Here is a 25851-nt window from a genome sequence, read left to right as displayed (position 1 = left end):
ATTGATCTGATTCCCCGGATCTCGTAGCCGTTTCTTTTTATGCAAAAAAGCCCCCCAGAATCATTCTGGGGGGCTTTTTTGCACTCAATCAGTTGAATAAGGTGAGCAAGACCACCTTCACAGAATCCGTGTAAGCCAATAAATCCGTTTCAATCCGTAATGTTATGAAATACTTGATTTTATGCCTTGGCAACATTGGCCCCGAGTATGCTGATACACGCCATAATATTGGCTTTATGGTAGCTGATTATCTGGCGCAAAAATATGAGGCACGGTTTGAAATAAATCGGCATGCATTTGTGACGGAAATCAAGCACAAAGGCAAAACGTATGTGCTCGTAAAGCCAACTACGTACATGAACCTGAGCGGCAAAGCCACCGCACATTATCTGACCAGCCTAAAGCTGGAAAAAGAGCAGATGCTGGTGGTGACTGACGACCTGGCGTTGCCTTATGGGAAGCTGCGCCTGAAGGGCAAAGGCTCGGCTGGGGGTCATAATGGGCTCAAATCCATTCAGGAAACCATCGGTACCGATGAGTACGCCCGCCTACGCTTTGGCGTGGATGCGAATTTCCCCAAGGGCCGGCAAGTAGATTATGTGCTCAACCCGTTCTCCGCCGATGAGCAGATTGACTTGCCGCTGCGCATCGAAAAAGCAGCCGAAGCCGTGCTGGCGTTTGGAACGCTTGGAATAGAGCGAGCTATGAATGTGGTAAATGTGAAGTAGCGCGGAAATCTGTTCCGCGCTACCTTTTACATCACGCCGCTGCCGGGCTTTACTTGCTGGCCGGGCTGCATGAGCGCCAACGAACCGTCGGCGTTTTCGGCCAACAGCAGCATTCCCTGACTCTGGATACCTTTAATCTCTCTGGGGGCCAAATTCAGCAGCACTAGCACTTGCTGCCCAACCAATGCTTCGGGAATAAATGACTCGGCAATGCCGCTCACGATGGTGCGCTGGTCGAGACCAGTATCCACGGTGAGTTTAAGGAGCTTTTTGGTTTTGGCAACTTTCTCGGCCGCCGTGATGGTTCCGACACGCAAATCCATGCGGCTAAACTCCTCAAAAGACACGTTTTCCTTAGCAGGAGCCGTGGTGGTGTTGGCTAATTCATTGGCTTTTTTGGTATCGAGCAGCTTTTGCACCTGCGCCTCTACCGTGGCATCTTCTATCTTCTCAAAAAGCAAGAATGCTTCCTTGAGCTGATGACCAACGGGCAGCGCATCCGCGTGGCCCGCGGCTGTCCAGGGAGTTTTTTCCGTGTCCAGCATGCCGGCTAAGCGCAGGGCGGTATTGGGCAAAAACGGCTCCATGAGCGTCGTGAGGCTGGCCGTAATTTGCAGAGCGATATTGAGGATAGTCGCTACCCGTGGCTCATCGGTTTTTATCAGTTTCCAGGGCTCCGTATCCGCCAGATATTTATTGCCCAAACGCGCCAGATTCATCAGCTCATTAAGCGCGTCGCGAAATCGGTAATTCTCGATCAAGTGCCCGATGCGGGCCGGAAAATCGGCTAATTGCTGGAGCACGTCGCGGTCAAATTCCGTCAGCTCATTGCGCGCCGGAATTTGCCCCCCAAAGTACTTGTGCGTGAGCACCACGGCCCGATTTACGAAGTTGCCGAGCGTAGCTAAAAGCTCGTTGTTGTTGCGGGCCTGAAAATCTTTCCAGGTGAAATCGTTGTCTTTATTTTCGGGCGCATTCGCGCACAACACGTAGCGTAGCACGTCGGCTTGGCCGGGAAAATCCTGCAAATATTCGTGCAGCCACACGGCCCAATTGCGCGAGGTAGAAATTTTGTCGCCTTCCAGATTTAAGAACTCGTTGGCGGGCACGTTATCGGGCAGAATATAGTCGCCGTGCGCCCGGAGCATGGCCGGAAATATGATGCAGTGAAACACGATATTATCCTTGCCAATAAAATGCACCAGCTTCGAGCCGCTGTCTTTCCAGTAGGTTTCCCAGGTGTCGGGCAGCAGGTCTTTGGTGGCGGAAATGTAGCCGATGGGCGCATCAAACCACACGTACAGCACCTTGCCCTCCGCGCCTGCTACCGGCACGGGCACGCCCCAATCCAGGTCGCGGGTGACGGCGCGCGGGTGCAGGCCCTGGTCAATCCAGGATTTGCATTGCCCGTATACATTGGCTTTCCAGTCGTTTTTGTGGCCTTCCACAATCCATTCGCGCAGCCAGGGCTCATACTGATCGAGGGGCAGATACCAGTGTTTGGTTTCGCGCAACACCGGGTTGTTGCCGCTCAGCATGCTGCGCGGATTAATTAACTCTGTCGGGCTAAGCGACGTACCGCACCGCTCACACTGGTCGCCGTACGCATTTTCATTGCCGCAATTCGGGCAGGTACCCACGATGTAGCGATCGGCCAAAAATTGATCGGCCTGCTCGTCGTAATACTGCTGCGACGTCTGCTCAATGAATTTTCCTTCTTGGTACAACTTGAGAAAAAACTCACTCGAAACTTCGCGGTGCGTAGCAGAAGAAGTGCGCGAATAAATATCGAATGATACCCCAAAATCAAGGAAAGAATCGCGAATTAATGCGTGGTATTTATCGACTACCTGCTGGGGCGTGACGCCCTCTTTTTGCGCCCGAATAGTGATGGGAACACCGTGCTCATCGGAGCCGCAAATAAACTTCACATCGCGGCCGGCACTGCGCAGGTAGCGCACATAAATATCGGCCGGCAGATACACACCCGCTAAGTGGCCAATATGCACCGGACCATTGGCGTAAGGCAAAGCAGCAGTAACTGTATAACGTTGAAAGTCAGAGGGCATAAGAAGAAGCTAAACCGAAAAGAAAGGCGAAAGAGAGAAGTCAGAATGCCGTAGCAGGCTGGAGTTTGGGCACAAAGAAAAGTTTAAAAAGAAGGAGAGGTAAACTTGATATAACAATAACTTCAAAGACCTAGTAAATACGGCTATATTTGATTAAATAAGTCGAATAATTCTACTGAAATTACAAGCACCTTATATAACCCTTCACCTGCTTCCATCATGAAAAAATCCGAACAGGAGAAATCCGCCAAAAAGGCTAAGAAAGAGCCGGCTCCAAAAGCATCAAAGGCAGCCAAAGTAACCTTGCATGCTACTAAGTCGCTGAACGACGACCGCACCAGTAAGAAAGCCAGCCAGAAAAAGGCTCTCAAATTGGCGGCCAAGCAACTTCAAAAAGAACTGGACACGCGGGTGAGTGATGTGGTAAAACGCATTCGCAAAGAAACGAAAGCTAAGCTGAAAGAAGTAGTACAGGAAGCGACGCGACGCCTGGACGAGGATACGGAGCGCATGTTTGAGGAAGCCCTGCACACTATAGTACGTCATTACGACTCGGCCGATACGATGACGAATGCCCCTGCTGCCCCCCAAACTGCCGCCACTCCGACCGCGAGCAGCCGAAACCGTAACCGCAAGCCAGCTCCTAAGCCGGCCATCACAAAGAACAAGGACGGCAGCCCACGTAAAAGTCGCGCTACCCCGCAAGGCAGCGCCATTTCGGCTACTTCGTCCAATGGCAAAGCGACCACCAGCGCGCGCAGACCCAGCGCCAGCGCGCGTAAGCCAGCAGCTCCTGTCGCCGCCAAACCAAGCCGCAAGCCGGCAGCGGAGGAAACCTCGCCTTCAGGCGCTGACACCAGCAAGGCCAGCTAACATCGCATAAAAAAAGCCCCCCAGTCAGATACTCTACTTGGCTGGGGGGCTTTTTTATGCTTTGCAGTGACTAAAAGGCCGGCCGGCGAATGGTATCGGCTGGGGCGCCGCGCAGGCGGCGCAAACGCGTTTCGGGTGTGCTGGTGTTGGGGTCGTTGGTGTTCACGTTTTCGATGCGCTGGCGGGAGTTGCTACGGGCTGCCTGCTCACCCAACCTCACCCGGCCCGGCGTGGCATCCGGTATGGCGGCACCGGATCTGGTGCCGCTGTTATAAGCAGCCTGCCGATCAGCATCCGTTCGAATTTGAGTGGGCAACGGGGCACGGTCTACTTCGGCCGCCTGTTCCTGGGTGGCAGTGCAAGCACCGGCCAGAAACACCAAGCTACCCAGCCAAAAGGCGCGAGCAGGCAAGCCGTGACAATACGTAGACATAGGTTTTGGGCTGAATGCAGGTTCGGCGGCGAGCTTGCATCTCTACAACGCAATACAATAGCATAAGTTGACTTAGCGGGCTGCTGTAGCTGCCGTGGTGGCTAGGGCCTGCCGAATACCGTCCCAAAGCGCGACGCGGGCCGTCATACACTGCAGGGCTACATCACTGCACTCCTGCCAGCGCCGGGAGCTGTCCTGGCATAGCTCACGCACCATTTGCTGAGCCAAGGGAGTATGAACTTCTTCGTCGAGCTGAATGTGGCGGTCGAGGTAGTAAGTGAGGGTATCGAACTGACCCGGAAAGCGCTGACGCAGGTCGCCTACCAGATGGCGAAACATAGACGGAATCACGTCTTCGCGCCCAAAAGTGAAGGCGGCGGCAATCGCATGTGTCTTGTTTGAGTCGATAATCTCAAACGTAGTCAGCACAAACTGGCGCACCGAGGCGGACACTTCCGCGATGGTGAGGGCAGAAGCCACGGTTTCGCCCGCATCGAGGGCGGCCAGCAGGCGGTTGATAGGTTGGGTATCGGCCCCGCACTCTTGCATAGCCCGCAGATACATCTCAAAATGACTGGCCGGATGCCCTTCCTGATCGACGTCGCTTTCCTCTTCCAGCACAATCTCATTGACGAGGCGGCGCGTAATCGGGTTTCCCTCGGGTACCCACGGTAGCTTCACACACGTCAGGTCGCGCTGCAGGGCTTTTAACAGAGACATAAAATCCCAGACGGCAAACACATGGTGCTCCATAAACAGGCGCAAATCCTCCAAGGAATGCAGGCTTTGGTACACGTTGTGGGCCACGAGCTGCTCGCGGGCCGGAGTTAGCTGCTGCTGCAGATCAGCAATAGAATTGATGGTGGACATAGAAAAGAAGAAATAACGTGGGCTGGCAAGCCGCACATCAGGAATGGGTGGATGAATGGTTGATGGGGCGTAAACTTTCTTCGCTCAGGTTGGATCAATACAACACGCTGGGGGGCAAAATGTCTCTCGCAATGCCGTTAAAAGCAACGGCCCCCAGCTTTTTATGCTGATGGGCCGTTGCTGGGGGGCAAATTTAGGCTGAGCTACTGCTACCTACTTTTTAAACGTCATGGCGGCCGAGTTCATGCAATACCGGTCGCCGGTCGGCTTGGGGCCGTCATCGAAAACGTGGCCGAGGTGGCCGCCGCAGCGGGCACATACGATTTCATCGCGCGACATGCCGTAGCTGTTATCCTGCTGCACTTTCACGCTGGTAGCAGTGGCCGGGGCAAAGAAGCTGGGCCAGCCCGTGCCCGACTCAAACTTGGTAGCCGAATCGAATAGCTTGTTGTCGCAGGCGGCGCAGTAATACACGCCGGTTTCGTGGTTATCGGCGTATTTATTGGCGAATGGGCGCTCGGTGCCTTTCTCCCGCAAAATAGTGAATTGCTCGGGTGCGAGCTGCTTGCGCCATTCGTCCTCCGTTTTGCGAACCGCAAACTCGGCGGCTTTGTTGGTCATGGGCTGGGCCGTCGGATAGGCTTTGGCGGCGGGCCCAGGTTTGGTAGCCGCCTGAGCCTTGGCGGTTGCCAATACGTCTTTTTTTTGCGAGCAGGCAGTGCCCAACGTTAAAAAGGAAAGAGCCAGAATAAGGGCGTAGGTACGCATTAGAATAAAGTAAGGGAGTGTGTACATGAAACAGAAGAGTAACGCGCCACTGCGGCGGCTACTGTTACAACATACGCGGCCGGGTCTGGGTTCGGTTCGTGGGGGCGGGTGCTATTTCAGTCTCAAACAGTTAACATTTTCGTCACGCCAGTTTTTCCGCTGACAATTACGTACCTTTGCGCCCGCAAAAACCTTTGTATGCAGAACATTCGGAATATCGCAATTATTGCGCACGTTGACCACGGCAAGACGACGCTCGTGGACAAAATCATTCACGCCTCTAAGCTATTCGATGAGCACCAGCACTTCGACGACCTGATCCTGGACAACAACGATCTGGAGCGCGAGCGGGGCATTACCATCGTTTCCAAGAACGTATCCGTTCGTTATAAGGACGTTAAGATCAACATCATCGATACGCCTGGTCACGCCGACTTTGGCGGTGAAGTAGAGCGCGTATTGAAGATGGCCGACGGCGTACTGCTGCTCGTGGATGCCTTTGAGGGTGCTATGCCTCAGACCCGCTTCGTGCTGGGTAAAGCCATTGACTTGGGCCTGAAGCCCATCGTGGTGGTAAATAAAGTGGACAAGGAAAACTGCCGCCCCGACGAGGTGCACGAGCAGGTTTTCGACCTCATGTTCAACCTCGGCGCCTCGGAAGATCAGCTTGACTTCGTAACACTGTATGGCTCATCGAAGCAGGGCTGGATGAGCACCGACTGGAAATCAAAGACTGACAACATCATTCCGCTGCTCGACGCGGTGGTTGCTTCCATTCCCCCCGCTCCTACCCTGGACGGCACTCCTCAGATGCAGGTAACTTCGCTCGACTACTCGTCGTTCGTGGGCCGCATCGCCATTGGTCGCGTACACCGCGGTACGCTAAAGGAAGGTGCCAACATGAGCCTGGTGAAGCGTGATGGCACTATTAGGAAAGTTAAAATCAAAGAGCTGCACGTATTCGAAGGCCTGGGCCGGAATAAAGTAGCGGAGGTTAGCTCGGGTGAAATCTGCGCTGTAACGGGTATTGAGGGCTTCGACATTGGCGATACGCTGGCCGATGCCGAGAACCCGGAAGGCTTGGCTGTTATCAGCATCGACGAGCCGACGATGAACATGCTGTTCACCATCAACAACTCGCCCTTCTTCGGTAAGGAAGGCAAGTTTGTGACCTCGCGTCACCTGCGCGACCGTCTGTTTAAGGAAACGGAGAAAAACCTCGCTCTGCGCGTTAAGGAAACCGATAAGGAAGACACGTTCCTGGTATACGGCCGCGGTATTCTTCACTTGTCGGTACTTATCGAGACGATGCGCCGCGAAGGCTTTGAGTTGCAGGTAGGCCAGCCCCAGGTGTTGTTCAAGGAAGACGATAATGGCCACCGCCTGGAGCCCATCGAGCACTTGGTAGTGGACGTGCCGGAGGAAACTGCTGGTAAGGTTATCGAGCTGGTGACGATGCGGAAGGGCGACCTGACCATCATGGAGCCAAAGGGCGACTTGCAGCACCTGGAGTTCAACATTCCGGCTCGTGGCCTGATTGGCCTACGTAACAACGTACTGACCGCCACGGCTGGTGAAGCGATTATGAACCACCGCTTCCAGAGCTATGAGTCTTATAAAGGCGTAATTCCGGGTCGTATTGCTGGTTCGCTGATTTCGATGGATACCGGTGCCGGCACCGCGTACACCATCGACAAGATGCAGGACCGCGGCGAGTTCTTCGTTGATCCGGGCGAGGAAGTATACGCCGGCCAGGTTATCGGTGAGCACACCCGCCCCAACGACCTGACCATCAACATTCAGAAAGGCAAGAAGCTTACGAACATGCGTGCTTCCGGCTCCGACGACAACGCGAAGATTGTTCCGAAGCGTCAGTTTTCGCTGGAAGAGGCGATGGAGTACATTCAGAAAGACGAGTATCTGGAAGTAACGCCAAAGTCGGTGCGGATGCGCAAGATTCTGCTGGACGAAAACGAGCGTTTGCGCTCGGCCAAGAAGATCGACTAGTTTGCGACTTAATAGCTTTTATCAGAAGGGTGCGGCCGTTGGCTGCACCCTTCTGTTGTTTTAGCGCTTTGCGTCAGACACTTTACTCACTCAGCTTGTTATGAGGCGGTACCCGCTACTATGCTTTTCCCTACACTCTCAAAATCATTGCTAAAAAGCCCCCCAGGCCTGCCCCTCATGCGGCAGCGGTGGAGCCAGCTGCTTTTTGCGCACTGGCCCGTAGCGCCCGAGCTTCTGCGGCCTTATCTGCCAGAACGGCTAGAGCTAGACCTGTTTGACGGTCAAGCATGGCTGGGCGTGGTGCCGTTTACCATGAGTCACATTCGGCCGCTGGGCCTGCCAGCCGTGCCAGGACTGCATCATCTGCATGAGCTGAACGTGCGCACGTATGCGCGCCTCAATGGGGTGCCGGGCGTCTGGTTTCTGTCTCTGGATGCCTCGCTAGCGCTGGGTGTATGGGCGGCGCGCACGTTTTTCCATCTTCCCTATTTGCACGCCCGTATGAGTCTGACACAAACGGGCGACACACTAAGCGCAACGGCTACGCGTACGCACCGCGGCATCGCGCACGCTGAGTTCGCGGCTACGTGGACACTGGGCGAGGCATTGCCGGCTTCGCGCCCCGGCACCTTACAGCATTTCCTTACCGAGCGCTATTACCTGTATACGGCGGGACCTGATTTGCAGCGCGCGGTGCGGGGTAACGGCCTCTGGCGCGGCAAACTATACCACGAGCCGTGGGCGCTTCGTGAAGCCAGTCTGAGCGAGTGGGAGTCTACTTTGGTAGAAAGTCATGGCTTACCTACGCCCCTTGGAAAGCCGCTGCTGTACGCGGCCGATGCGCTGGATGTGTGGGTACAGGAATTTAGACGGTTGTGAGAACAGGCAGTTTTGCCCCCAACGGATTTTTCGCCCGCAACAGATAAGTTGCGGTCAAACTTTTAAGCAAAGCCGCATACTATATAGCCGCGCAACGGTAGCTTGCAGGATGAAACACGCGTCAATGGCTGCTGGCTTCCTGGCACTTATAGCATCCGGCTGCGGCTCTACGGTGCAGGAGCAGCGCGCAGAACCCCGGCGGGGTGAGACGGTATCGCCGGTGCCAACCCCAAAAGCGCCGGCCAAAATCACGTTTAGCAAGACCCTGGAGCGGGGCGAGTTCACGGCTGAGGTCACGTCGACCGGCGAAGGCAACCGCCGTGCTCTGGCCCTCACGGCCCGCCGCGCCGGCCGGGAGATGGCCGTCGTTCGTGACTCCATAGCGGGCGAAATTACGGAGGCATTGCTCACCGACTTAAACCAGAATGAGCTGCCAGAAGCCTTGGTTTTCGTGCGCGAAACTGGCGTTAACGCGCGCGGCCAAGTATACGGCTTTGAGTTTGCCACCCAGGAGTGGGAGCGTTTTGAGCTGCCAACTTTGCCCCCCGAGGCCACCACTGGCTACCAGGGTCACGACCAGTTTACGGTGGCGGGCGCCGACCTGGTGCGCACCTTCCCTATCTACCGCCCCGCCGACGCACCTATGGAGCCCACGGGCGGCAAACGCACGATTCGCTATGCCCTCGATCATACGCTTCGACTAATGGAAGTCAGCCTTGAGGACCAGCCTTAGCAGTGCTGGGGGGCTTTTTTATGGCTGAACGAAGTTTGCGTCAGCAGCAAATTCACCTTTTATAACAGTCCGGCCTTATACGTCCCTTGTGCCCGGATTGGGCACACTAATAGCTGTTGCCTAAAACCGACCCGTAAGCTCTGTCTGCAACGCTGAGTATCCAAATTATATCCTTATTTAGCCCTAGGTTTGGCAGGTCTGACTATACCTTATAAAAAGTAGTTGCAAGTGTCTTCTTTACAGGTTGTTTATTTTGGTTTATGCGGCTGACTTTTACCATTTTACTGAGTTTTTTAACAATTCTAACCGGCCTTGCCAACGTGCCCGCGCCGGCGCCTTTTCAGTTCGTTGCCAACGCCGGTCAGTGGCCGTCTCAAGTGCAATTTGCTACGGCAGTGCCTGGGGGGCATTTATTTTTAGAGAACAACCAGTTTACTTACAACCTGCAGGCTCTGCCAGCCGAGTACAGTGAATCAACTGACAGCGGGGCCAAATCAGTGCAGGGCCACGCTTTTCGGATGCAGCTGGTGGGTGCTCAAATGAAGCCCAAAACGCAGGGCCAGGAGCGGCAGTCAACCTATCACAACTATTTTCTGGGCTCCGATCCTAAGAAATGGGCCACTAAGGTGCCGCTATTTGCCGCCGTGCGCTACGAGCAGGTGTACGCTGGCGTAGATATGGTGTGGCACTCCGTGGATGGGCAATTGAAATACGATTATGAAGTAGCGTCCGGCGCCGACCCCAGCCAGATTCGGATGCGCTACGAAGGTCTCGACAAAATGGAATTGCACGACGGGCAGCTTCAGCTTCACACTCAGTTGGGGGTACAAGCGGAGCAAGCACCTATAGCGTATCAGGTGCTGGCCAGTGGCGAACGACGCCCCGTAGCCTGTCGCTTCCGCCTATATGACAAAGAAGTACGCTTTGAGCTGACCGAAAAATACGATACCAAGCTGCCGCTGATTATTGATCCGGCCCTGGTATTCAGCACCTACACGACTAAATCCACGTTTTTGTCGGCCAATTCGGCGGCGGGTGATGAGTACGGCAACATGTACACGGCCGGGTATTCGCAGGATGCCACGTATCCCGTAACTGTAGGTGCGTATCAAAGTCAGCAGCGGGGCCAGAACATGGGCATATCAAAGCTTGACCCGACCGGCCGCACGGTGCTGTTTGCTACCTACCTGGGAGGCAATAGCATAGAGTATCCGCTGGACCTGACTATTACGGCCAAAAATGAGCTGATCGTGCTGGCTCTTTCGGGCTCCACCAACTACCCGGTCACCGGTGCAGCCTATGATAAGACCTTCAATGGCGGCCAGGATTACGTTATTTCCCGCCTGAGCGCCGATGGCTCCGCCCTTTTAGCTTCTACTTACTTAGGCGGATCGGGTTATGAAGGCGGCTCTCTTTCCTCCAAGCCGGCCACCGTTACCAGCACCTCCACCGGCGACGTGCTGATAGGCGGCAACACGAACTCTCTCAATTTCCCGGTTCGTAATGCCTTGCAGCCCGCACTTAAAAGCAGTAGTGGATCTGGTAGTCAGTTTGGTAATGACGGGTTTGTGGCGCGCCTGAATGAGGAGTTGTCTATGCTGCAATGGTCTACTTACCTGGGCGGCACGGCTGAGGATCAGGTGCATGATATCAAAGTAGCGCCTGATGGCAGTATCTACGTCTGTGGGCAGACCGCCAGCGCCGATTTTCAGGTGGGCAGTACAGGGCTGAACCGTACGTACCGGGGAGGGCAGTTGGATGGCTTTCTGCTGCACCTTAGTGCTACGGGCAACACCTTGCTGGGGGGCACTTTTCTGGGCACGACGGCCACCGATCTGGCTCGCTTTATCGACTTCGATTCCGATGGCCAAGTATTAGTGGCGGGCGCTACTGCCGGTAGCTACCCCGTTACGGATGGTGCCTTCACCTTGCAGACCCTGAATACGGAAAAGGTTTTTATTCACTGCTTTAATCCAGGGCTGACCAGTACCAGTTTTTCAACCCAGATTTCTACCGCCAATAGCGGCTTTATAGGCTCTTCCACGCTGATAACGGCCTTCAACCTCGACGCCTGCAACCGTATCTACTTTTGCGCTTACGGTAGCACCAGCGTCTCTCCTGTTACTTCCGATGGCTTTTCCAGCGCTCAGCGCAGCATTTATTTAGCCGTTTTGAGCCCTGAGGCTCGCCGCCTGGAGTACGGCACTTATTTCGGCGGGCCAGCGAATGGTGGAACGCACTTGCACCCTGCGGCTTCCAATGAAATTACAAAGCAGGGCGTACTGTACCACATCGAATGCACCACTGCTACTAACTTCACCACCACGCCGGGCACTTACGCTCCCACCAAAACCATAAGTTTCAATAGCGGGGCGGCATTCAAGTTTAATATGTTGCCTACGGGTGCTTCGTTACCAACGCTGACGGCCGCGCTGCCGCCGGTGCCGGCAGGCTGCGCGCCTTACACCGTTCAGTTCAGCAATGCCGGCAGTGGAGCCGAAACCTACGAGTGGGACTTCGGCGACGGTAGCCCGCTCGAAACCGCGGCTACGCCAGCCCACCGCTTCGAGCGACCGGGTAGCTACCAGGTTCGGCTGACGGTGACACGCACAGGTGGCTGTGGTCCGCAGCGCCTGACGACGACGACCACCGTCGGAGTTACCAGTCCGGCGTCGCCGCTGGTATCGGCGGTATCGGCCGTGGCGGCCGGTTGTGCGCCGTACACGGTTCAGTTTCAGAATACCAGCACCAGTACCGGCCCCGTACGCTACGAGTGGAACTTTGGGGATGGCAGCCCCTTGGAAACAGGAATTGCCCCCCAGCATCGGTACACGGTGCCCGGCCGCTATCTGGTGCGGCTGACGGCCGAGCAAGGGAGCCCCTGCGGTACCCAACGTAGCATTAGCGAAACCTTGGTTGTCGTTGATCCACCGGCGCCCATGCTGATTGCGGCCTTCCAGGCGCCGGCTGTAACCTGCGCGGCTGCCCCCGTGGAATTTGTCAGTACTGGCCTGGGGGCAACGCGCTACCAGTGGAACTTTGGCGATGGCAGCCCACTGGAAACTTCGGAAAAGCCTCTGCACCGCTTTTCGCGCGCGGGCACTTATCAGGTGCAGCTTACGGTGGGCCTCACGAACGTATGTGGCGACAAGCAGGAAATCACGCGCCGTAGCATTGTCGTGCAGGATCCGCCAGCGCTGGTGGAGCACCTCGATTCGCTGGACTGCCGCGCCCAGCTTACGCTGGATGCGGGCATTGCAAGTAACAAGTATGAGTGGTCGACGGGGGAAACGACGCGCTCCATCATCGTCAAGGCAGCGGGCATTTATCGGGTGAACGTGACGACAAGCGCCCCCTGCCCTACTACCGTTGCCTTTACCATTAAGCCCGCCGGAGAGCGAAACATATTCAACGTCATCACGCCCAACGGCGACCGGCGCAACGACACCTTTGTGCTGCCCTCGGAGCTTGGCATCCCGGAGCTGCGCATTTTTAACCGCTGGGGCCGGGAGGTGTACCAGAGCGCGGCCTACCGCAACGAGTGGCAGGCCGAAGGCCAGCCCGCCGGCATCTACTACTACCAGGTGCGTCAGCCGCAGTGCGCCCTCACGCTCAAAGGCTGGGTGGAGGTTATTCGCTGATAATCTGCGGGAGGCTCACATTTGCCCCCCACGCTGGCGGACGGCCTCAAACGTCATGATGGCGGTGCACGTACTCACGTTGAGGGAGTCTATATAGCCGGCCATCGGAATCTTAATTTGGGCATCGGCTGCCGCGAGCCACTCGTCGCTGAGGCCGGTGGCTTCGGTGCCCATCACGATGGCGCTGGGGCCGCGGAAGTCCATGTTAGTGTACAGCGCCGTGGCGGCCGGGGTGGTGGCGTAGCTGCGAATGCCATGTCGGCGCAGCCAGGCAACCACCTCGGCGGTGGGGGCAGCCACCACCTGGTTGGTAAATACGCAGCCAATGCTGGCCCGAATCACGTTGGGATTATACAGGTCGGTGCGCGGGTCGCAGACGATGACGGCATCCACGCGGGCCGCGTCGGCGGTGCGGAGCACGGCACCCAGATTACCAGGTTTCTCCACGGCCTCCAGAATAAGTAGCAGCGGGCTGGGGGGCAATTTCAGGTCGGTGAGAGCGCGGCGCGGGGGGCGGGCCAGCGCTAGTATGCCATCGGAGCCTTCGCGGTAGGCTACTTTCTCGAACACCGCTTTCGACACCGTGAAATACTCGGGTTGGGAGGCAAATAATGTTTCCAGTTCCCGCTGCCGCACTGGGTCAGCCAGCTCCGGGCACACAAACAGGGTCGTTACTTCTACCCCGGCTTGCTGGGCAATGGTCAGCTCGCGGTAGCCCTCAATGATGGTCAGGTGTTGCTGCCGGCGCTCAGCGGGCTTCTGCTGTAAGCGCAACAGGTTCTTGATGCGCGGATTCTGGGGACTGGTAATCGGGTCGGGGGGCATTTTTCCGAGGAATAAAAAGGATGCTGCGTAGCCGTGCACATAGACCAGGCGACACACAAAGGTAGACGCAAAGCGGCCCATCCATCCGCACGTTGCTTGACCAACACGCCTATAAAAGTGCGAACTTTACCTTTTATCACCTCCACTGGCACTTCTTTCTCACTCCTACTTGAAATCAAGTGCGGCTGAATCTTAATACTAAAATCAGGCTGGGCTTTGGCATCGCGCTGATTGTGCTGCTGCTTACCTCTTTGCTGGCTTATCTGAGCATTCAGCAGGTAGCTTATTACACCAATCGGGTGGAGCACACCTATCGGGTATTGCAGCATACCACCAATTTGCGCAGCCAAATGCGCGATGCGCAGGGCGCTATCCGCGGCTACTTACTGCTGGGCGACAAATCGTATTTAAATAATTACGATGATCTGCTTAACGGCGTCCGCGACGACTACGAAGGTTTACGGCATCTTACCATCGACAATCCCGACCACCAGCGCCGCCTGGATACGCTTGGCTCCTTTATGGCCCAGGAAGTACTGCTGCTGGATGCCTGGCGGCAGCGCCCGCCCAGCCCCTACGCGGCCCGCGACCTGGTGCGCGGCGACCGCCGCCTGCTGGAGCAGATTCGGGCAATCATTACCCGAATCAAAGACTCGGAAGATCTACTACTCCATCAGCGTACGCGCTACCGGGATATCTGGGAGCGTACCGCGCCGCTGGCCATCATTGGGTCAGCAGTATTAGCTATTCTGATTGTACTCCGGCTTTTTAGCCGAATCGTGCGGGAGCTTAAGGAGAAAGAAAGACTACAAGCCGAGCTGGCCGCCGTGAACCGCGATACAACCCAGCGCATTCAGCTTATTGAGAACCTGGCGGAACAAGTGGTACTCGGCGATTATAAGGTAAAAATCCGCGACAAAGAGCAGGATAGCCTCGGTAAGCTGGCCGGCTCTCTCAACCGCATGACCCAGACGCTGGATCAAAACTTTGAGGCACTGAACAAGCGCAATCTGGAGCTGGACCAGTTTGCCTACGTGACTTCCCACGACCTGAAAGCGCCCCTGCGCGGTATCGGGACGCTGGTAAAATGGATGGAGGATGAGTTGTCGCACGAGCTATCGGCGCAGATGCGCGAGTATCTGGCTATGCTGAAAGGCCGTCTCACCCGCCTCGATGACCTCATCAACGGCCTGCTGGCGTATGCGCGGGCCGGGCGCACGCAGCCGGTGCCGGAGGAGGTAGAGGTGCGCGAGCTGGTGGCGGAAGTGGCCGAAATGGTCGTCCCGCAAGAATTTACCCTTGATTTGCCCCCAAGCCTGCCCCCTTTCCTCACCGACCGTCTTAGTCTGCAACAGGTATTCACGAATCTGCTCAGCAACGCCATCAAGCACCACCACAGCGGCCAGGGCCATTTGATTATCGGGGCGCAGGAGCTGAAGAAGGAGTATGAGTTTAGCGTGACCGACGATGGCCCCGGCATCGCGCCGGAATACCACGAAAAAATCTTTCAGATTTTCCAGACCCTGCGCGACCGGAACACGGCGGAGAGCACCGGCATCGGGCTCAGTATTGTGCGCAAGATCATTGAAGAACATAAAGGCAGCATCCGGGTGCAGTCGGTACCGGGTCAGGGTGCTACCTTTGTATTTACGTGGCCCAAAGCGCTGATGCCTGTTTCTCTGGTGACAACACCAGTTACCATTCCTCTTTAGTATTTGCTCAATAAATAGTTATGCGTTCTATCCTCCTTGTCGAAGACGATTTCTTTGATACAATGATCGTGGAGAAATCCTTCGCCAAGTTCAGCGTGCAGCATAAGCTTTACACCGCCTTCAATGGCCTTGAAGCGCTGGACATGCTGCTGGGCCGCAATGGGCAGGAGGCAATTGAGCCGCTGCCGGAGGTGATTCTGCTGGATCTGAACATGCCTAAAATGAATGGACACGAGTTTTTGGAAGAGTTGCGTAGTCAGCCCACGCTGCGCGATATTCCAATATTCATTACGACCACTTCAGCCATGGATGTGGATCGGCTAAACGCCCAGCACATGGGCGTGACCGGCTACATTCTGAAACCCATCGACTTCGAAACCTCTACCGATATGGTAGACAGTCTGAGCTTGCTGGAGAAGCTGCTGAAGTAAAGCCGGCACCGCAAAGGTCAGGATCGAGACTACGGTCCGTAGCATTGCTGTAGCCTAAAGGGCAGCAACGACCTGAAAATTAAACCGGGGCTCGCGGGGCGAGAATGCAACGCTTGGGCGCTTCTGGGGCTCTTGGGTGTAAAAAGCCCCCCACGTTTGTTCAGCACGTATTTTAGCGAATACCTTCGGCTAAAGATGCCGATGAAAAACACTTTTGGCGGGGGGCTTTTTGGCATACTAAAGCCACGTCTTTCGTAGTTTTTTGAGCCTATCTTGCTGTCCATCTCACTGCCTTTTGCCCGCATGACCAGCCGTTTTCTTCTTCTGGCTTTCCCCTTGGCCCTGTGCTCCTCGTCAGCGCTATTAGCGCAGGACGCGCCGCGCGAGCTTAACACGCGCCCCCAACCCACTGCGCCGGCCCCCGCTCCGGCCCGCGCTACTCCTCCCTCTACCCTCAACACGCCCCCCGTACTCCCCGACTCCGTGCGGGTCGAGCAGCAGCGCCGCCGGGCCGCCGCACCACCCGTCGAGACTACCCGCTTCGCGGTGGGCCTCAAAGACGGACGCGTATTTCAGGCGTACGACGTTGAAACCAAGCAGCCTATCTTTGGGAAGGCTTTTCTGCTGCTGGATGGGCAGCAGCGCTTCGACCTGAATACCGTCAGCTACTACGACGACGAAACCGGCCATTATGTGCGCACGGTGCTGCCGGGCCGCTCTACCCGCGAGGCTACTCTGCGCCGCGACCGGGTGGGCCGCATTAGTTTATATTCTATTACGAATAATCAATACGCCGGCAACGGCCCCTATGGCTACAGCCCCTACGGCTATGGGCGCTACGGCAACGGCGGTTTTGGTGGCTTTGGCGGCCCCATGTACCGCACCACCAAAACCGAGTATTTCAGCAAAGATAACGGCCCGATTGAGGACCTCAACCTGCGTAACCTTACCATTGCCACCTCCGACTTCGCGGCCAGCCGGGGCTTGCTGGAGCAGGCGCGCAAGTACCAGACCTATAGCACACTGAGCTACGTAGCGGCGGGCGGACTTGTAGCGGCGGGCTTGTTTTCTTCCTTTGGCAGATCAAACGGCGGCCCTAGCATTTCGCCTTTGGTGTATGCTGGCATGCCCCTGCTCATTGTGCCGCTTATTATGCAGGGCAAGCAGCAACGCAACATTCGGCAGGCCATTACGCTGTATAATCGGGGGAATAACTAAGCAGCGGCAACCTCGGCTGCCCTGGCTCGCGTAGGCACTATTTGTGGAAACCATCGCCCCCAATTTGCCCCCCGACTTTGCCCCCCGCCAGGCGAAAGCCTTACTGGTTCACGAGCGCCTGTGCGCCGAGTACGGGGCACCCTTCCGCTTTTTCAGCTCCAAAGACCCACTCAGCGAGTTGATCAGCGCCCTGCTTTCGCACCGCACCCGCAACCAGGAGTCGCACAAGGCTTACCAGCAGCTGGTAGCAAGGTTTCCGACCTGGGAAGAAGTGCGCGACGCCCCCACCGAGGAAGTGCAGGCCGCTATCAACCCCTGCACCTGGCCCGAGCAAAAAGCCCCCCGAATTCAGGCCGTACTGCGTGAAATCAGTACGCGCTGCGACGGCCCCTGCGACCTGGAATTCTTAGCTGAAGTGCCAGTTACGGAGGCGCGGGCGTGGCTAGAGTCTATTCCGGGCGTAGGCCCTAAGACCAGCGCCGCCACCCTGTTGTTCAGCACGTTGCGCCTACCGGCGATGCCCGTCGATAGCCATCACCACCGCGTGGCCCAACGGCTGGCACTTATCGGCCCCAAAGTGGGCACGGAGGCTGCTCATGCTCTTTTATCCGAACTTTTGCCCCCCGACTGGTCGGCGCAAGAGGTGTACGACCACCACGAAGCCCTGATGTTCCATGGGCAGAAATGCTGCTACTTTAGTGCGCCGGCCTGCCAGCGCTGCGTGGTGCTGGATCAGTGCCCGTTTGGGCAGAAGCGCTTAGGTGGCGTGCGTTCAAGTGAGCCCGCTGCCGCTGGCACTTAGAAGCTGTTTATCTTTCGTCTTTCATCCCCTCCTTTCCTGCTATGAAACCAACCTACGGCGTGCCCGCAATCTTTTCCTTCTTCATTCCCGGCTTAGGGCAACTTATTAAAGGCCAGATTCTGAAGGCGTTTCTTATCTGGGCCCTTGGCGGTGCAATTGGCTTTTTACTCGCCTGGACACTGATTGTCCCATTTTTGATCTGGGCCTGGAACGTGTACGACGCCTACAATTCGCCCGCCTAAAAGTTGAGCATCGCTCGGCGCGATGGACATTCAGGAGAAGTTTCCTTGTCTGTTATCCTGCATATTACAGCCAAACCCAACGCCCGCACCAATCACCTGTTGGTAGCCGCCAATGGTGAGCTTGTAGTCCGTATAAAGGCACCAGCGCATGCGGGGCAAGCTAATACGGAACTTGCAGCGTATCTGGCGCAGGTATTTGGACTCAGCAAGTCCAGCGTTATTATTCTGACGGGCCACACCGCACCGTTCAAGAAGATTCGGCTTGACGGCTTGACCGACGAGGATTGTCAGCGCTTACTGGCGCAGCATCAAGCGTAAGTAAGCTGACGGCCAAGCTTCGGCTCGGCTCGTATAGGAATTCGTATTTGGCTTGCTATTATTTTGAGAATAGACATCAATAGCAGAAACTGACTGCACACGCCTACTTTTGCCTACTTAGCAATTCTACCTTCTTTCCATCTTTATGACCTTCCCTACCTGGGTATTGGCTGGCTTTTGGGGCTTGGTGTCGGGATCGGCACTATTGCTTGGGGCAGCCGTGGGCTACTATCTCAGCGTACCGCAGCGCCTGATTGCGGCGGTTGTTGCCTTTGGCAGCGGAGTGCTTATTTCGACGCTTTCGCTGGAGCTGATGGAGGATGCCTACGAAAAAGGGGGCTTTAACTCTACGGCGCTCGGTTTTCTGGGCGGCGCAGTCATGTATACATTGGCCAACTGGCTGCTGGCCCGCCATGGCGCTAAGCACCGCAAGCGCTCCGGCCACCACCAACACGCTGAACGCAAAGCCGTGCGGGCTCAGGCCAAAGCGGATAATGAGCCGGAGAGCGACAACGGCATGGCCATAGCCATCGGTGCCCTGCTCGACGGCATTCCCGAAAGCATTGTTATCGGCTTGAGCCTGTTGGCCGGTGGAGCAGTAAGCACGGTAGCCGTGGTAGCTATTTTCCTGTCTAATCTACCCGAAGGCCTGTCAAGTGCCTCGGGTATGAAAAAGGCCGGCCGGTCGTCGCGCTACGTGCTGCTGCTCTGGGGCGGCATTGCACTGGTTTCGGGGGTGGCTTCGCTGGTCGGCTACACCGTGTTCAGCCATTTCTCGCCCCAGGTAGTTTCAGCTACGACTGCTGTGGCCGCGGGGGCCATTTTGGCTATGCTCGCCGATACCATGATACCAGAAGCCTTCGCGGTAGCGCACAATTTCACGGGTCTGATTACGGTACTCGGCTTTCTGGCGTCCTTCTTTCTCAGCAAGATGGCCGAGTAAGCTTTTAACTAACCAGGCTATCAGACATGCGGTGAGCGATTTTACCGCTATCGGGCCGCTGGCTCTGATAAGTTTGCTCAAACTCTTCGTCCACATGATACGTGGACTCTTCGTGTTGGCTGAGGTCGAGGCCGAGCTGTTCTTCGGCGGGCTTCACGCGCAGGCCGAAGAGCTTAGCGGTTAGTTTTAGCAGCAGCCAGGAGCCAACAAACGAGTACGTTACTACAATCAGCAACCCCAACACATGGTAGCCAAATACGGTAGCGGTGCCGTGAATTAGGCCTACTTTATCGGCAAACACACCGGTGAGCAGCATGCCCACAATGCCCCCCAGACCGTGGCAGGGGAACACATCCAGCGTATCATCGATGGTGGGGCGGCTGTTTTGCCAGTGCACGGCGGCGTGGCTCACCAAAGCAGCCACCACCCCGATCAGAATGCTCTGCCCGTACTGCACATAGCCGGCAGCGGGCGTGATGGCGACGAGGCCCACCACTGCGCCGGTGCAGGCCCCCACGGCCGTAGGTTTGGTGCCGCGCACCACTTCTATTAGTAGCCAAGCAATCAGAGCGGCGGCGGAGGCGAGGTTGGTGTTTACAAAAGAAGTTGCCGCTAATTCGTTGGCGCCAAGCGCCGAACCCGCGTTGAACCCAAACCAGCCAAACCACAGCAAGCCGGTGCCGAGCAGCACGTAAGGCACATTCGGGGTTGAGGATGAAGTGTTGCGCACATGGCCGTTCCTTCGGCCCAGCACCATGGCCCCGGCCAGCGCCGCGATGCCCGCTGAGATATGCACTACGGTTCACCCGCAAAATCCAGCACGCCCCACTGGCGCAAAAATCCTTCAGGATGCCAGGTCCAGTGCGCTAGCGGGCAATAGATAAACAGGCAAAACAGCACCATAAATGCCAGGTAGCCCTTGAAGCGCACACGCTCGGCAAATGACCCCGTAATCAGGGCGGGGGTGATAATGGCGAACTTGAGCTGAAAAGCAAAAAACAACACAAACGGAATACCCGGCGACAAAACCGGGTGCGGGGCCGTGCCTACGTTGTTCAGCAACGCATACGTCAGCGGGTTGCCAATGAAGCCGTGCCAACTCGTGCCATAGGCCAGCGAGAAGCCCACAAAATACCACAGCAGCGAAATCACACCTAGGGCCACGAAGCTTTGCAGCATGGTGGAAATCACGTTTTTGGGCCGTACCATTCCGCCGTAGAAAAAGGATAGGCCGGGGGTCATAATCAGCACGAAGGCCGTCGCCGTGAGCATCCAGGCTACGTCGGCGGCTTGCAGACTACCGGCGGCGGCACTAGGGTGAGAGACCGGAACAAAGGCCGCTAGTCCGCTTAGGAGCAAAAGCCCGAACAGCGCAACTAAACTATAGGTTGAGCGGGAAGAAGTGATAAAGCCATAAAACAAGCAACTAAAAACCCATGATACTGTGATTTTCAATGGCAATATAGCTTTGATATACATATTTTTTACAAAACATCCCTTATAACGTAGGGTATTTCCATATTCAGTTTAGCTTTTTGAGTTGATACACCCTTTAATTAAGGGTGTAACTTATAAAGTAGTGTTTTTATACAACCGTCATAAACGCAAACAGCGTACCTTCCGCTCAGGGTGGGTACGCTGCCTTTACTTGTAGTAGATAACGCGAGGGCTATTAATAAATAGATCTTACTACCATTCTAAATTTGCCCCCCAAACACTATTTATTCCCTGAACAAGAAGGACCGTCATGTATCATCTGCCATCCGCTTGTTAAAAGCATAGCCTGGCGACGACGGCACGCGAGATGCTTCGGACGCAGAAAGCTTTGCGCAAAGAGAGAAGTTTACACTCCTATTCGCTAAACCGTCCGGCTACGTTGTCCATGTACTTTTGGCCGGAGCCGGTATTCAGGAGCAAAATCTGCTCATCGGGACTTATGGAGCCGGCTTGCAGCAACTGACGAGCCGCCATCCACACCGCCGCGCCTTCGGGGGCGACGAACAGGCCTTCCTGGCGGGCCAGCTCGCGCATACCTTCTAACATGTCTTCGTCCGAGATGCTCACTACCGTGCCACCCGATTCTTGCAGCACGCGCAGCATGAGCGGCTCACCCAGAGGGCGGGGCACGGCCAGGCCGTTGGCAATGGTAGGTTTACCCATATAATTGTGCGAATTAGCCTGCCGACCTAAGTAGGTTTCCAGCAGTGGGCAGCAGTTCTCGGCCTGCACGGCCACCATGCGCGGCAATTTGCCCCCCGGCGGCAGCCAGCCAATAGCCTGCATTTCCCGTAGCGCTTTCCAGATGCCGATGAGGCCGGTGCCGCCGCCGGCGGGGTACAAAATCACGTCGGGCAGTTGCCAGTTGAGCTGCTCGGCAATTTCGTAGCCCATGGTTTTCTTGCCTTCCAGCCGGTAAGGCTCCTTCAAAGTTGACACGTCCAGCAGCTCACCGCCAGCGTTTTTTTCGCGCACCCAGGCAGCGCAGTCGTTGATAAGGCCGTCGATCAGCTGCACCTCGGCCCCGTACCAATAGCACTCCTCTTTGAAGGCGTTAGGGGTGTGGCGGGGCATGGCTACGACGGCGCGCAAACCAGCTTTGGCACAGTAGGCGGCCATGGCTACGCCCGCGTTACCGGCCGTCGGGATAATGCAGCCACTCACGCCCAGCTCCAGCGCTTTGGAAATGGCCATGCTCAGGCCGCGCGCCTTAAAGGAGCCGGTGGGGTTCTGCCCTTCATCTTTCAGCACCAAAGACCGCAACCCGTACTGCGCCGCCAAGCGATTCAGCAACAGCATCGGCGTAAAGCCTTCGCCCAGTGTTACCTTATTAGCCTCATCGAGCAGCGGCAGTAGGGCTTGGTAGCGCCACATGCTGCCATCGGCTTGGTTGATGCTGCTTTTAGAAAGCGGCTGGCGCAAATCGTAGGTAGCCACCAGGGGCATGGCGCAGCACGTCGATACTTTCTGGAGCGTAAAAGCGGAGTGCTGCGTACCGCAGGCCGAGCATTCCAGCGCCTGCAGGTGGGTGGTGGTTTCGGTGCTAACTGACATCTTGGGTGGGTGGTATTACCCCGGCAAGTAGGTTAGTTGCTATGCGAAAACAAAATAGCAATTTGGAATAGTCTATTCCTTTTTGGAATAATAGCGCTTCGTAAACTGCACGAAATCCTTGTATGGCAAATTGTTTTCGGTGCCTTTGCGCTGAATAAAGTTGAAGTGACGCACCATAGGCAAGTCAGGAATTTGTACCTGTACCAACTCACCCGAAATCAACTCTTTCCCCACCGCTTGTCGGGGTAAAAAGGCTAAGCAGGTATCTACCCGCACGAAATTTTTTAGCGCTTCCGTGCCACCCAAACGCACTTTTACGGGTAGCTCACTCAGCTTTACATGCTGTTGCGCCAGCGCTTCCTCCAGCACCGCCAGCGTACCCGAGCCCGACTCGCGCAGAGCCAGCGGAATCTTATACAGGTCCTGCGCACTCAGCTGCTGCTGCTTCAGCGGGTTCTTGGCCGAGCACACTGCTATTACTTCATCGGTGAGGAAAGGCGTGTAAGTGACGTTGCTGACTTTATTAATGCCCTCAACAACGCCCAACTCAATTTCGTGTTCCAGCAGCGCCTTCAGAATATTCTCGCTGTTGCGGTTTTTGAGCGTGAGCTGCGTATTCGGATTCTGCTCCAGGTAAGCCGAGAGCACGGGAGGCAACACGTAGAGCGAAATGGTGGTGCTGGCCCCGATCATCATCTGAATGCGGGGCGAGAAGTCTTCGCTGATCTTCACGAACTCCTGGTGCAGCTCGTGCTGCAATTGCTTGGCTATGAGCAGCTTTTTATACAGCAATTTGCCCCCCGGCGTGAGCACCACGCTATTACCCAGGCGCTCGAAGAGGCCGGTTTTATAGTATTCTTCCAGCGCCTTTATCTGCTTGCTGATGGCCGATTGGCTGATGAACAAGGTCTGGCTGGCTTTGGTGAAGCTCAGCAGGCGGGCCACTTCCAAGAAGATTTCGTGCTTGTGGGAAAGCATAAGAGGTTAGCGAGTAGCTGGGGGGCGAATTTCGGTGTCTGTTTGCCGTAGAGGCGCAATATCTTGCGCCTCGTCGTTGAACGAATGATACCGCGCCGTTAAGGTAAACACCATCAGCAACGACGAGACGCAAGATATTGCGTCTCTACGGCATCAGCTTAAACTCCTGACGCAGCAGCTTCTCCGTCAGGGTGCGGCGGCCTTTGATGAAGGCTTCCGTCGCTGGTCCGTTATTCTTAGGCTCCACATTTAAAGCAAAGAAATACGGGTTACCGCCCTGCTCCACCCAGCCCACAAACCAGCCGTTGTTGTAGTCTTTGGTGGAGGTCCAGCCGGTTTTGCCGCGCAGCGTCCAATTTGCCCCCCAGCTCAGCACCAGCAGCGCCTTCACCGTTTCCTGGTGCCGCCGCGCCACCGGCAACTGCCCGCGCTCCAGGCGCTGCAAAAAATCTATTTCCTCAAACTGCGTGATGCGCGAGGCACCTTCCAGCCAGAACATATCCACCGTGGCCAGCGTCACCACCATGCGCCCGTACTGCAGCTTCGGCAGCCACTGGTTGTAGCGCGCCGCCCCGATGCGGCGGGCCAGCTGCTGGTAGCACGGCACGCACGACACGCGCAGGGCCGTGGCCAGCGTCATATCCTGATTCCAGGCCGCCGAGATGGTTCGGGTCACGCCGTCCCAGCGAAATATCTCGCTCGTATCGCGCACGGCTCCGGTTTCCAGCCCGATGAGGGTGTTTGGAATCTTGAACGTGGAAGCCGGCAGAAAGCCTTGGCGGCAGCGCTTCAGGTTATAGGCCGTGTACTGCCTGGCGTCGGCATCAAGCAGCAAAAAGGAGCCTTGCAGCCCGTATTCATCAAAATACTTCTGAAAATCTCGCTCGGTGATGCGCTGGGCCGACGCGACAAAGGAACTGAGAATCAGAAGCAGCGAGAGTAGCAGCAGACGCATAAGCAGCAAGGGAAACATGGAGCAGGCAAGTTTAGCGCTTTGGCTGCACACTGTAGCAAATGGCGGGGTATTGCGTTTATCTTTAGAACGTGTTATTCAGGTCATGCAGCGCGGCGCGAAGCATCTCGCGTGCTGATGGTGTTAATTAAAAGGCGGTCATGCTGAGCTTGCCGAAGCATCTCTACTGAATAGTAGCCTCAACGAAGCGGTAGAGATGCTTCGACTCCGCTCAGCATGACCGCCTGATTTGATTGGTCGCCTAGTTTTATAGAATTTAAACTTGCTCTTACCAATCCCAAATCCATTCCTCCCATGTCGCCCATCACCGACATCTCCCAGCTAGATTTATCGAAGAAATATACCTGCGCCGATTATCTGACGTGGCGGTTTGACGAGCGGACGGAACTAATTCGTGGTAAAATGCGCCAGATGAGTCCCATAACATGGCGAGTGCATCAGCAAATCTCTCTGAACCTGGTTGTGGCGATACATCCCTTTTTGAAGGGCAGGACTTGGCAGGCGTATACCGCGCCGTTTGATGTGCGTCTGCCCCATGCTGCTGGTAGCGCCGACGCCCAGGTTACTACGGTAATTCAGCCTGATATCTGTGTCATCCGCGACCCACAGAAACTGGATGAGTTAGGCGCCATTGGTGCGCCCGACTGGATTATCAAGATTATTTCACCCGAAACGATGGACCATGCCGTTCGCACAAAATTCAGTCTCTATGAGGAAAACGGTGTGCTAGAATATTGGCTGGTAACGCCCGGATTGAGAAACGTGGTAGTCTACCTTTTGATTGAAGACCGCTACGAGTTAGGTGGCACCTATTACTCCCCCGGCCCCATTCCGGTGCAAACGCTGGCGGGGTTTAGTATTGAATGGGATGAGGTGTTCGAGGGAGTGTAGGTTGTTCGTAATATTGGCTTTGCTGCGCATAATAATTAGGTGCACTACGCAGCAGTTCGGCTTCTATTATATACACACTCATCATAACGAGCTACCCAATTAGAAGTTATTCTGGTAAAAGTGCTTAAAACAGAAGCCAGCTCAGAAGGATAATTTTCAACTTGTCTGCTTATGATGAATAGAACTCCTAGCTTGGATTCTAAATCGCAAGCTAAGGGAATATCTATACAAAATACAGAATAATTGGCTTCCTTATTTATAAAATTTTGATTCACAAAGGATTTATTATTGAATGATTTCTTTATTATAGACTGCAATTCATATTCGACCCCTTCAGCATTATTATTATAAAATGTATCTTTTGGTAAAAAATTATTAAAGTTTAAATCATCTTTAAGTAATAACACACCTGTATCATAGAACAATTTTCCTGCACTATCCAAAACAGCATAATCTTTAATATATA

25 protein-coding genes are annotated in these 25851 nt (G+C 55.5%); 14 read left to right on the top strand and 11 right to left on the bottom strand.

Features of this window, described 5'->3' with window-relative positions; translation table 11 throughout:
* Positions 1–164 precede the first annotated feature (164 nt).
* Positions 165–728, top strand: a complete 564-nt coding sequence (gene pth, locus B9A24_RS06180; protein ID WP_084444310.1) for an aminoacyl-tRNA hydrolase — start codon at positions 165–167, stop codon at positions 726–728.
* Positions 729–754: 26 nt separating this feature from the next.
* Here pth and metG read toward each other — a convergent pair whose 3' ends face one another.
* Complete coding sequence (gene metG, locus B9A24_RS06175) at positions 755–2797, bottom strand: methionine--tRNA ligase (protein WP_084444309.1); 2043 nt, start codon at positions 2795–2797, stop codon at positions 755–757.
* Between the two features lie 219 nt (positions 2798–3016).
* Here metG and B9A24_RS06170 point away from each other — a divergent pair, with 219 nt between their 5' ends.
* Positions 3017–3670 carry a hypothetical protein gene (locus tag B9A24_RS06170; protein WP_084444308.1) on the top strand — a complete coding sequence of 218 codons (654 nt, stop codon included), beginning with the start codon at positions 3017–3019 and terminating at the stop codon, positions 3668–3670.
* Positions 3671–3740: 70 nt separating this feature from the next.
* On the opposite strand, the gene B9A24_RS06165 is transcribed toward B9A24_RS06170, so the two are convergent.
* The 3 genes from B9A24_RS06165 to msrB all read right to left on the bottom strand — a co-directional run bounded on the left by B9A24_RS06165 (position 3741) and on the right by msrB (position 5768).
* Positions 3741–4103, bottom strand: coding sequence for a hypothetical protein (locus B9A24_RS06165; RefSeq protein WP_143434792.1), 363 nt, complete (start codon positions 4101–4103; stop codon positions 3741–3743).
* Positions 4104–4175: 72 nt separating this feature from the next.
* On the bottom strand, positions 4176–4973 hold the full coding sequence (locus B9A24_RS06160) for a DUF3050 domain-containing protein (RefSeq protein ID WP_084444306.1): 798 nt from the start codon (positions 4971–4973) through the stop codon (positions 4176–4178).
* 213 nt (positions 4974–5186) lie between these two features.
* Entirely contained in the window at positions 5187–5768 is a 582-nt protein-coding gene (gene msrB, locus B9A24_RS06155) for a peptide-methionine (R)-S-oxide reductase MsrB (protein ID WP_234997033.1), read from the bottom strand.
* Between the two features lie 171 nt (positions 5769–5939).
* Between msrB and typA the strand changes: the two genes are divergently transcribed.
* The 4 genes from typA (at position 5940) to B9A24_RS06135 (ending at position 13001) form a co-directional block, all read left to right on the top strand.
* Positions 5940–7748 (top strand): translational GTPase TypA, encoded by a 1809-nt coding sequence (typA, locus tag B9A24_RS06150; protein ID WP_084444304.1) that lies wholly within the window; start codon positions 5940–5942, stop codon positions 7746–7748.
* Positions 7749–7895: 147 nt separating this feature from the next.
* Positions 7896–8627, top strand: a complete 732-nt coding sequence (locus tag B9A24_RS06145; protein ID WP_159451964.1) for a YqjF family protein — start codon at positions 7896–7898, stop codon at positions 8625–8627.
* A gap of 109 nt (positions 8628–8736) precedes the next feature.
* Positions 8737–9360 carry a hypothetical protein gene (locus B9A24_RS06140; RefSeq protein WP_143434791.1) on the top strand — a complete coding sequence of 208 codons (624 nt, stop codon included), beginning with the start codon at positions 8737–8739 and terminating at the stop codon, positions 9358–9360.
* A 260-nt stretch (positions 9361–9620) separates the two neighbouring features.
* A complete protein-coding gene (locus tag B9A24_RS06135) occupies positions 9621–13001 on the top strand; it encodes a DUF7948 domain-containing protein (RefSeq protein ID WP_084444301.1) in 3381 nt (1126 codons plus the stop codon).
* A gap of 15 nt (positions 13002–13016) precedes the next feature.
* Here B9A24_RS06135 and B9A24_RS06130 read toward each other — a convergent pair whose 3' ends face one another.
* Positions 13017–13826: a TrmH family RNA methyltransferase gene (locus B9A24_RS06130; protein WP_084444300.1), complete on the bottom strand. Its 810-nt coding sequence runs from the start codon at positions 13824–13826 to the stop codon at positions 13017–13019.
* Positions 13827–14005: 179 nt separating this feature from the next.
* Between B9A24_RS06130 and B9A24_RS06125 the strand changes: the two genes are divergently transcribed.
* The 7 genes from B9A24_RS06125 (at position 14006) to B9A24_RS06095 (ending at position 19492) form a co-directional block, all read left to right on the top strand.
* Positions 14006–15538, top strand: coding sequence for a sensor histidine kinase (locus tag B9A24_RS06125; protein ID WP_084444299.1), 1533 nt, complete (start codon positions 14006–14008; stop codon positions 15536–15538).
* A 20-nt stretch (positions 15539–15558) separates the two neighbouring features.
* Entirely contained in the window at positions 15559–15969 is a 411-nt protein-coding gene (locus B9A24_RS06120; RefSeq protein ID WP_084444298.1) for a response regulator, read from the top strand.
* 273 nt (positions 15970–16242) lie between these two features.
* A complete protein-coding gene (locus B9A24_RS22255; RefSeq protein WP_084444297.1) occupies positions 16243–17187 on the top strand; it encodes a hypothetical protein in 945 nt (314 codons plus the stop codon).
* Positions 17188–17230: 43 nt separating this feature from the next.
* Positions 17231–17989, top strand: coding sequence for an endonuclease III domain-containing protein (locus B9A24_RS06110; protein WP_234997031.1), 759 nt, complete (start codon positions 17231–17233; stop codon positions 17987–17989).
* A 41-nt stretch (positions 17990–18030) separates the two neighbouring features.
* Positions 18031–18231, top strand: coding sequence for a hypothetical protein (locus B9A24_RS06105; RefSeq protein WP_084444296.1), 201 nt, complete (start codon positions 18031–18033; stop codon positions 18229–18231).
* Positions 18232–18276: 45 nt separating this feature from the next.
* Positions 18277–18549 carry a DUF167 domain-containing protein gene (locus tag B9A24_RS06100; protein ID WP_159451963.1) on the top strand — a complete coding sequence of 91 codons (273 nt, stop codon included), beginning with the start codon at positions 18277–18279 and terminating at the stop codon, positions 18547–18549.
* Between the two features lie 145 nt (positions 18550–18694).
* Entirely contained in the window at positions 18695–19492 is a 798-nt protein-coding gene (locus B9A24_RS06095) for a ZIP family metal transporter (RefSeq protein WP_084444294.1), read from the top strand.
* 4 nt (positions 19493–19496) lie between these two features.
* Here B9A24_RS06095 and B9A24_RS22950 read toward each other — a convergent pair whose 3' ends face one another.
* The 5 genes from B9A24_RS22950 to blaOXA all read right to left on the bottom strand — a co-directional run bounded on the left by B9A24_RS22950 (position 19497) and on the right by blaOXA (position 24476).
* Positions 19497–20288 (bottom strand): ammonium transporter, encoded by a 792-nt coding sequence (locus B9A24_RS22950; protein WP_262490582.1) that lies wholly within the window; start codon positions 20286–20288, stop codon positions 19497–19499.
* On the bottom strand, positions 20288–20851 hold the full coding sequence (locus B9A24_RS22945; protein WP_262490581.1) for an ammonium transporter: 564 nt from the start codon (positions 20849–20851) through the stop codon (positions 20288–20290). The genes B9A24_RS22950 and B9A24_RS22945 overlap by 1 nt, the downstream gene beginning before the upstream one ends.
* Before the next feature lie 492 nt (positions 20852–21343).
* Positions 21344–22543: a threonine synthase gene (locus tag B9A24_RS06085; RefSeq protein WP_084444293.1), complete on the bottom strand. Its 1200-nt coding sequence runs from the start codon at positions 22541–22543 to the stop codon at positions 21344–21346.
* A gap of 72 nt (positions 22544–22615) precedes the next feature.
* The gene (locus tag B9A24_RS06080; protein ID WP_084444292.1) at positions 22616–23521 is read right to left on the bottom strand and encodes a LysR family transcriptional regulator; all 906 of its coding nucleotides are present in this window, start codon (positions 23519–23521) and stop codon (positions 22616–22618) included.
* Positions 23522–23666: 145 nt separating this feature from the next.
* Positions 23667–24476, bottom strand: coding sequence for a class D beta-lactamase (gene blaOXA, locus B9A24_RS06075; RefSeq protein WP_159451962.1), 810 nt, complete (start codon positions 24474–24476; stop codon positions 23667–23669).
* A 312-nt stretch (positions 24477–24788) separates the two neighbouring features.
* Between blaOXA and B9A24_RS06070 the strand changes: the two genes are divergently transcribed.
* Positions 24789–25385: a Uma2 family endonuclease gene (locus tag B9A24_RS06070; protein WP_084444290.1), complete on the top strand. Its 597-nt coding sequence runs from the start codon at positions 24789–24791 to the stop codon at positions 25383–25385.
* Positions 25386–25429: 44 nt separating this feature from the next.
* On the opposite strand, the gene B9A24_RS22015 is transcribed toward B9A24_RS06070, so the two are convergent.
* Positions 25430–25851, bottom strand: a 422-nt coding sequence (locus tag B9A24_RS22015; RefSeq protein ID WP_159451961.1) for a hypothetical protein, incomplete at its 5' end; no start/stop codon positions are given.

It is taken from the genome of Hymenobacter roseosalivarius DSM 11622, assembly GCF_900176135.1.
Lineage (GTDB): Bacteria > Bacteroidota > Bacteroidia > Cytophagales > Hymenobacteraceae > Hymenobacter > Hymenobacter roseosalivarius.
Note: the sequence above shows the minus strand (reverse complement) of the source record. Positions and strands in the feature narration are given on the sequence as shown.

Excerpts from the sequence above, each read along its gene's own strand:
- pth (WP_084444310.1), top strand. The coding sequence starts at position 165 with ATGAAATACTTGATTTTATGCCTTGGCAACATTGGCCCCGAGTATGCT.
- metG (WP_084444309.1), bottom strand. The coding sequence starts at position 2,797 with ATGCCCTCTGACTTTCAACGTTATACAGTTACTGCTGCTTTGCCTTAC.
- B9A24_RS06170 (WP_084444308.1), top strand. The coding sequence starts at position 3,017 with ATGAAAAAATCCGAACAGGAGAAATCCGCCAAAAAGGCTAAGAAAGAG.
- B9A24_RS06165 (WP_143434792.1), bottom strand. The coding sequence starts at position 4,103 with ATGTCTACGTATTGTCACGGCTTGCCTGCTCGCGCCTTTTGGCTGGGT.
- B9A24_RS06160 (WP_084444306.1), bottom strand. The coding sequence starts at position 4,973 with ATGTCCACCATCAATTCTATTGCTGATCTGCAGCAGCAGCTAACTCCG.
- msrB (WP_234997033.1), bottom strand. The coding sequence starts at position 5,768 with ATGTACACACTCCCTTACTTTATTCTAATGCGTACCTACGCCCTTATT.
- typA (WP_084444304.1), top strand. The coding sequence starts at position 5,940 with ATGCAGAACATTCGGAATATCGCAATTATTGCGCACGTTGACCACGGC.
- B9A24_RS06140 (WP_143434791.1), top strand. The coding sequence starts at position 8,737 with ATGAAACACGCGTCAATGGCTGCTGGCTTCCTGGCACTTATAGCATCC.
- B9A24_RS06135 (WP_084444301.1), top strand. The coding sequence starts at position 9,621 with ATGCGGCTGACTTTTACCATTTTACTGAGTTTTTTAACAATTCTAACC.
- B9A24_RS06130 (WP_084444300.1), bottom strand. The coding sequence starts at position 13,826 with ATGCCCCCCGACCCGATTACCAGTCCCCAGAATCCGCGCATCAAGAAC.
- B9A24_RS06120 (WP_084444298.1), top strand. The coding sequence starts at position 15,559 with ATGCGTTCTATCCTCCTTGTCGAAGACGATTTCTTTGATACAATGATC.
- B9A24_RS06105 (WP_084444296.1), top strand. The coding sequence starts at position 18,031 with ATGAAACCAACCTACGGCGTGCCCGCAATCTTTTCCTTCTTCATTCCC.
- B9A24_RS06095 (WP_084444294.1), top strand. The coding sequence starts at position 18,695 with ATGACCTTCCCTACCTGGGTATTGGCTGGCTTTTGGGGCTTGGTGTCG.
- B9A24_RS06085 (WP_084444293.1), bottom strand. The coding sequence starts at position 22,543 with ATGTCAGTTAGCACCGAAACCACCACCCACCTGCAGGCGCTGGAATGC.
- B9A24_RS06080 (WP_084444292.1), bottom strand. The coding sequence starts at position 23,521 with ATGCTTTCCCACAAGCACGAAATCTTCTTGGAAGTGGCCCGCCTGCTG.
- blaOXA (WP_159451962.1), bottom strand. The coding sequence starts at position 24,476 with ATGCGTCTGCTGCTACTCTCGCTGCTTCTGATTCTCAGTTCCTTTGTC.
- B9A24_RS06070 (WP_084444290.1), top strand. The coding sequence starts at position 24,789 with ATGTCGCCCATCACCGACATCTCCCAGCTAGATTTATCGAAGAAATAT.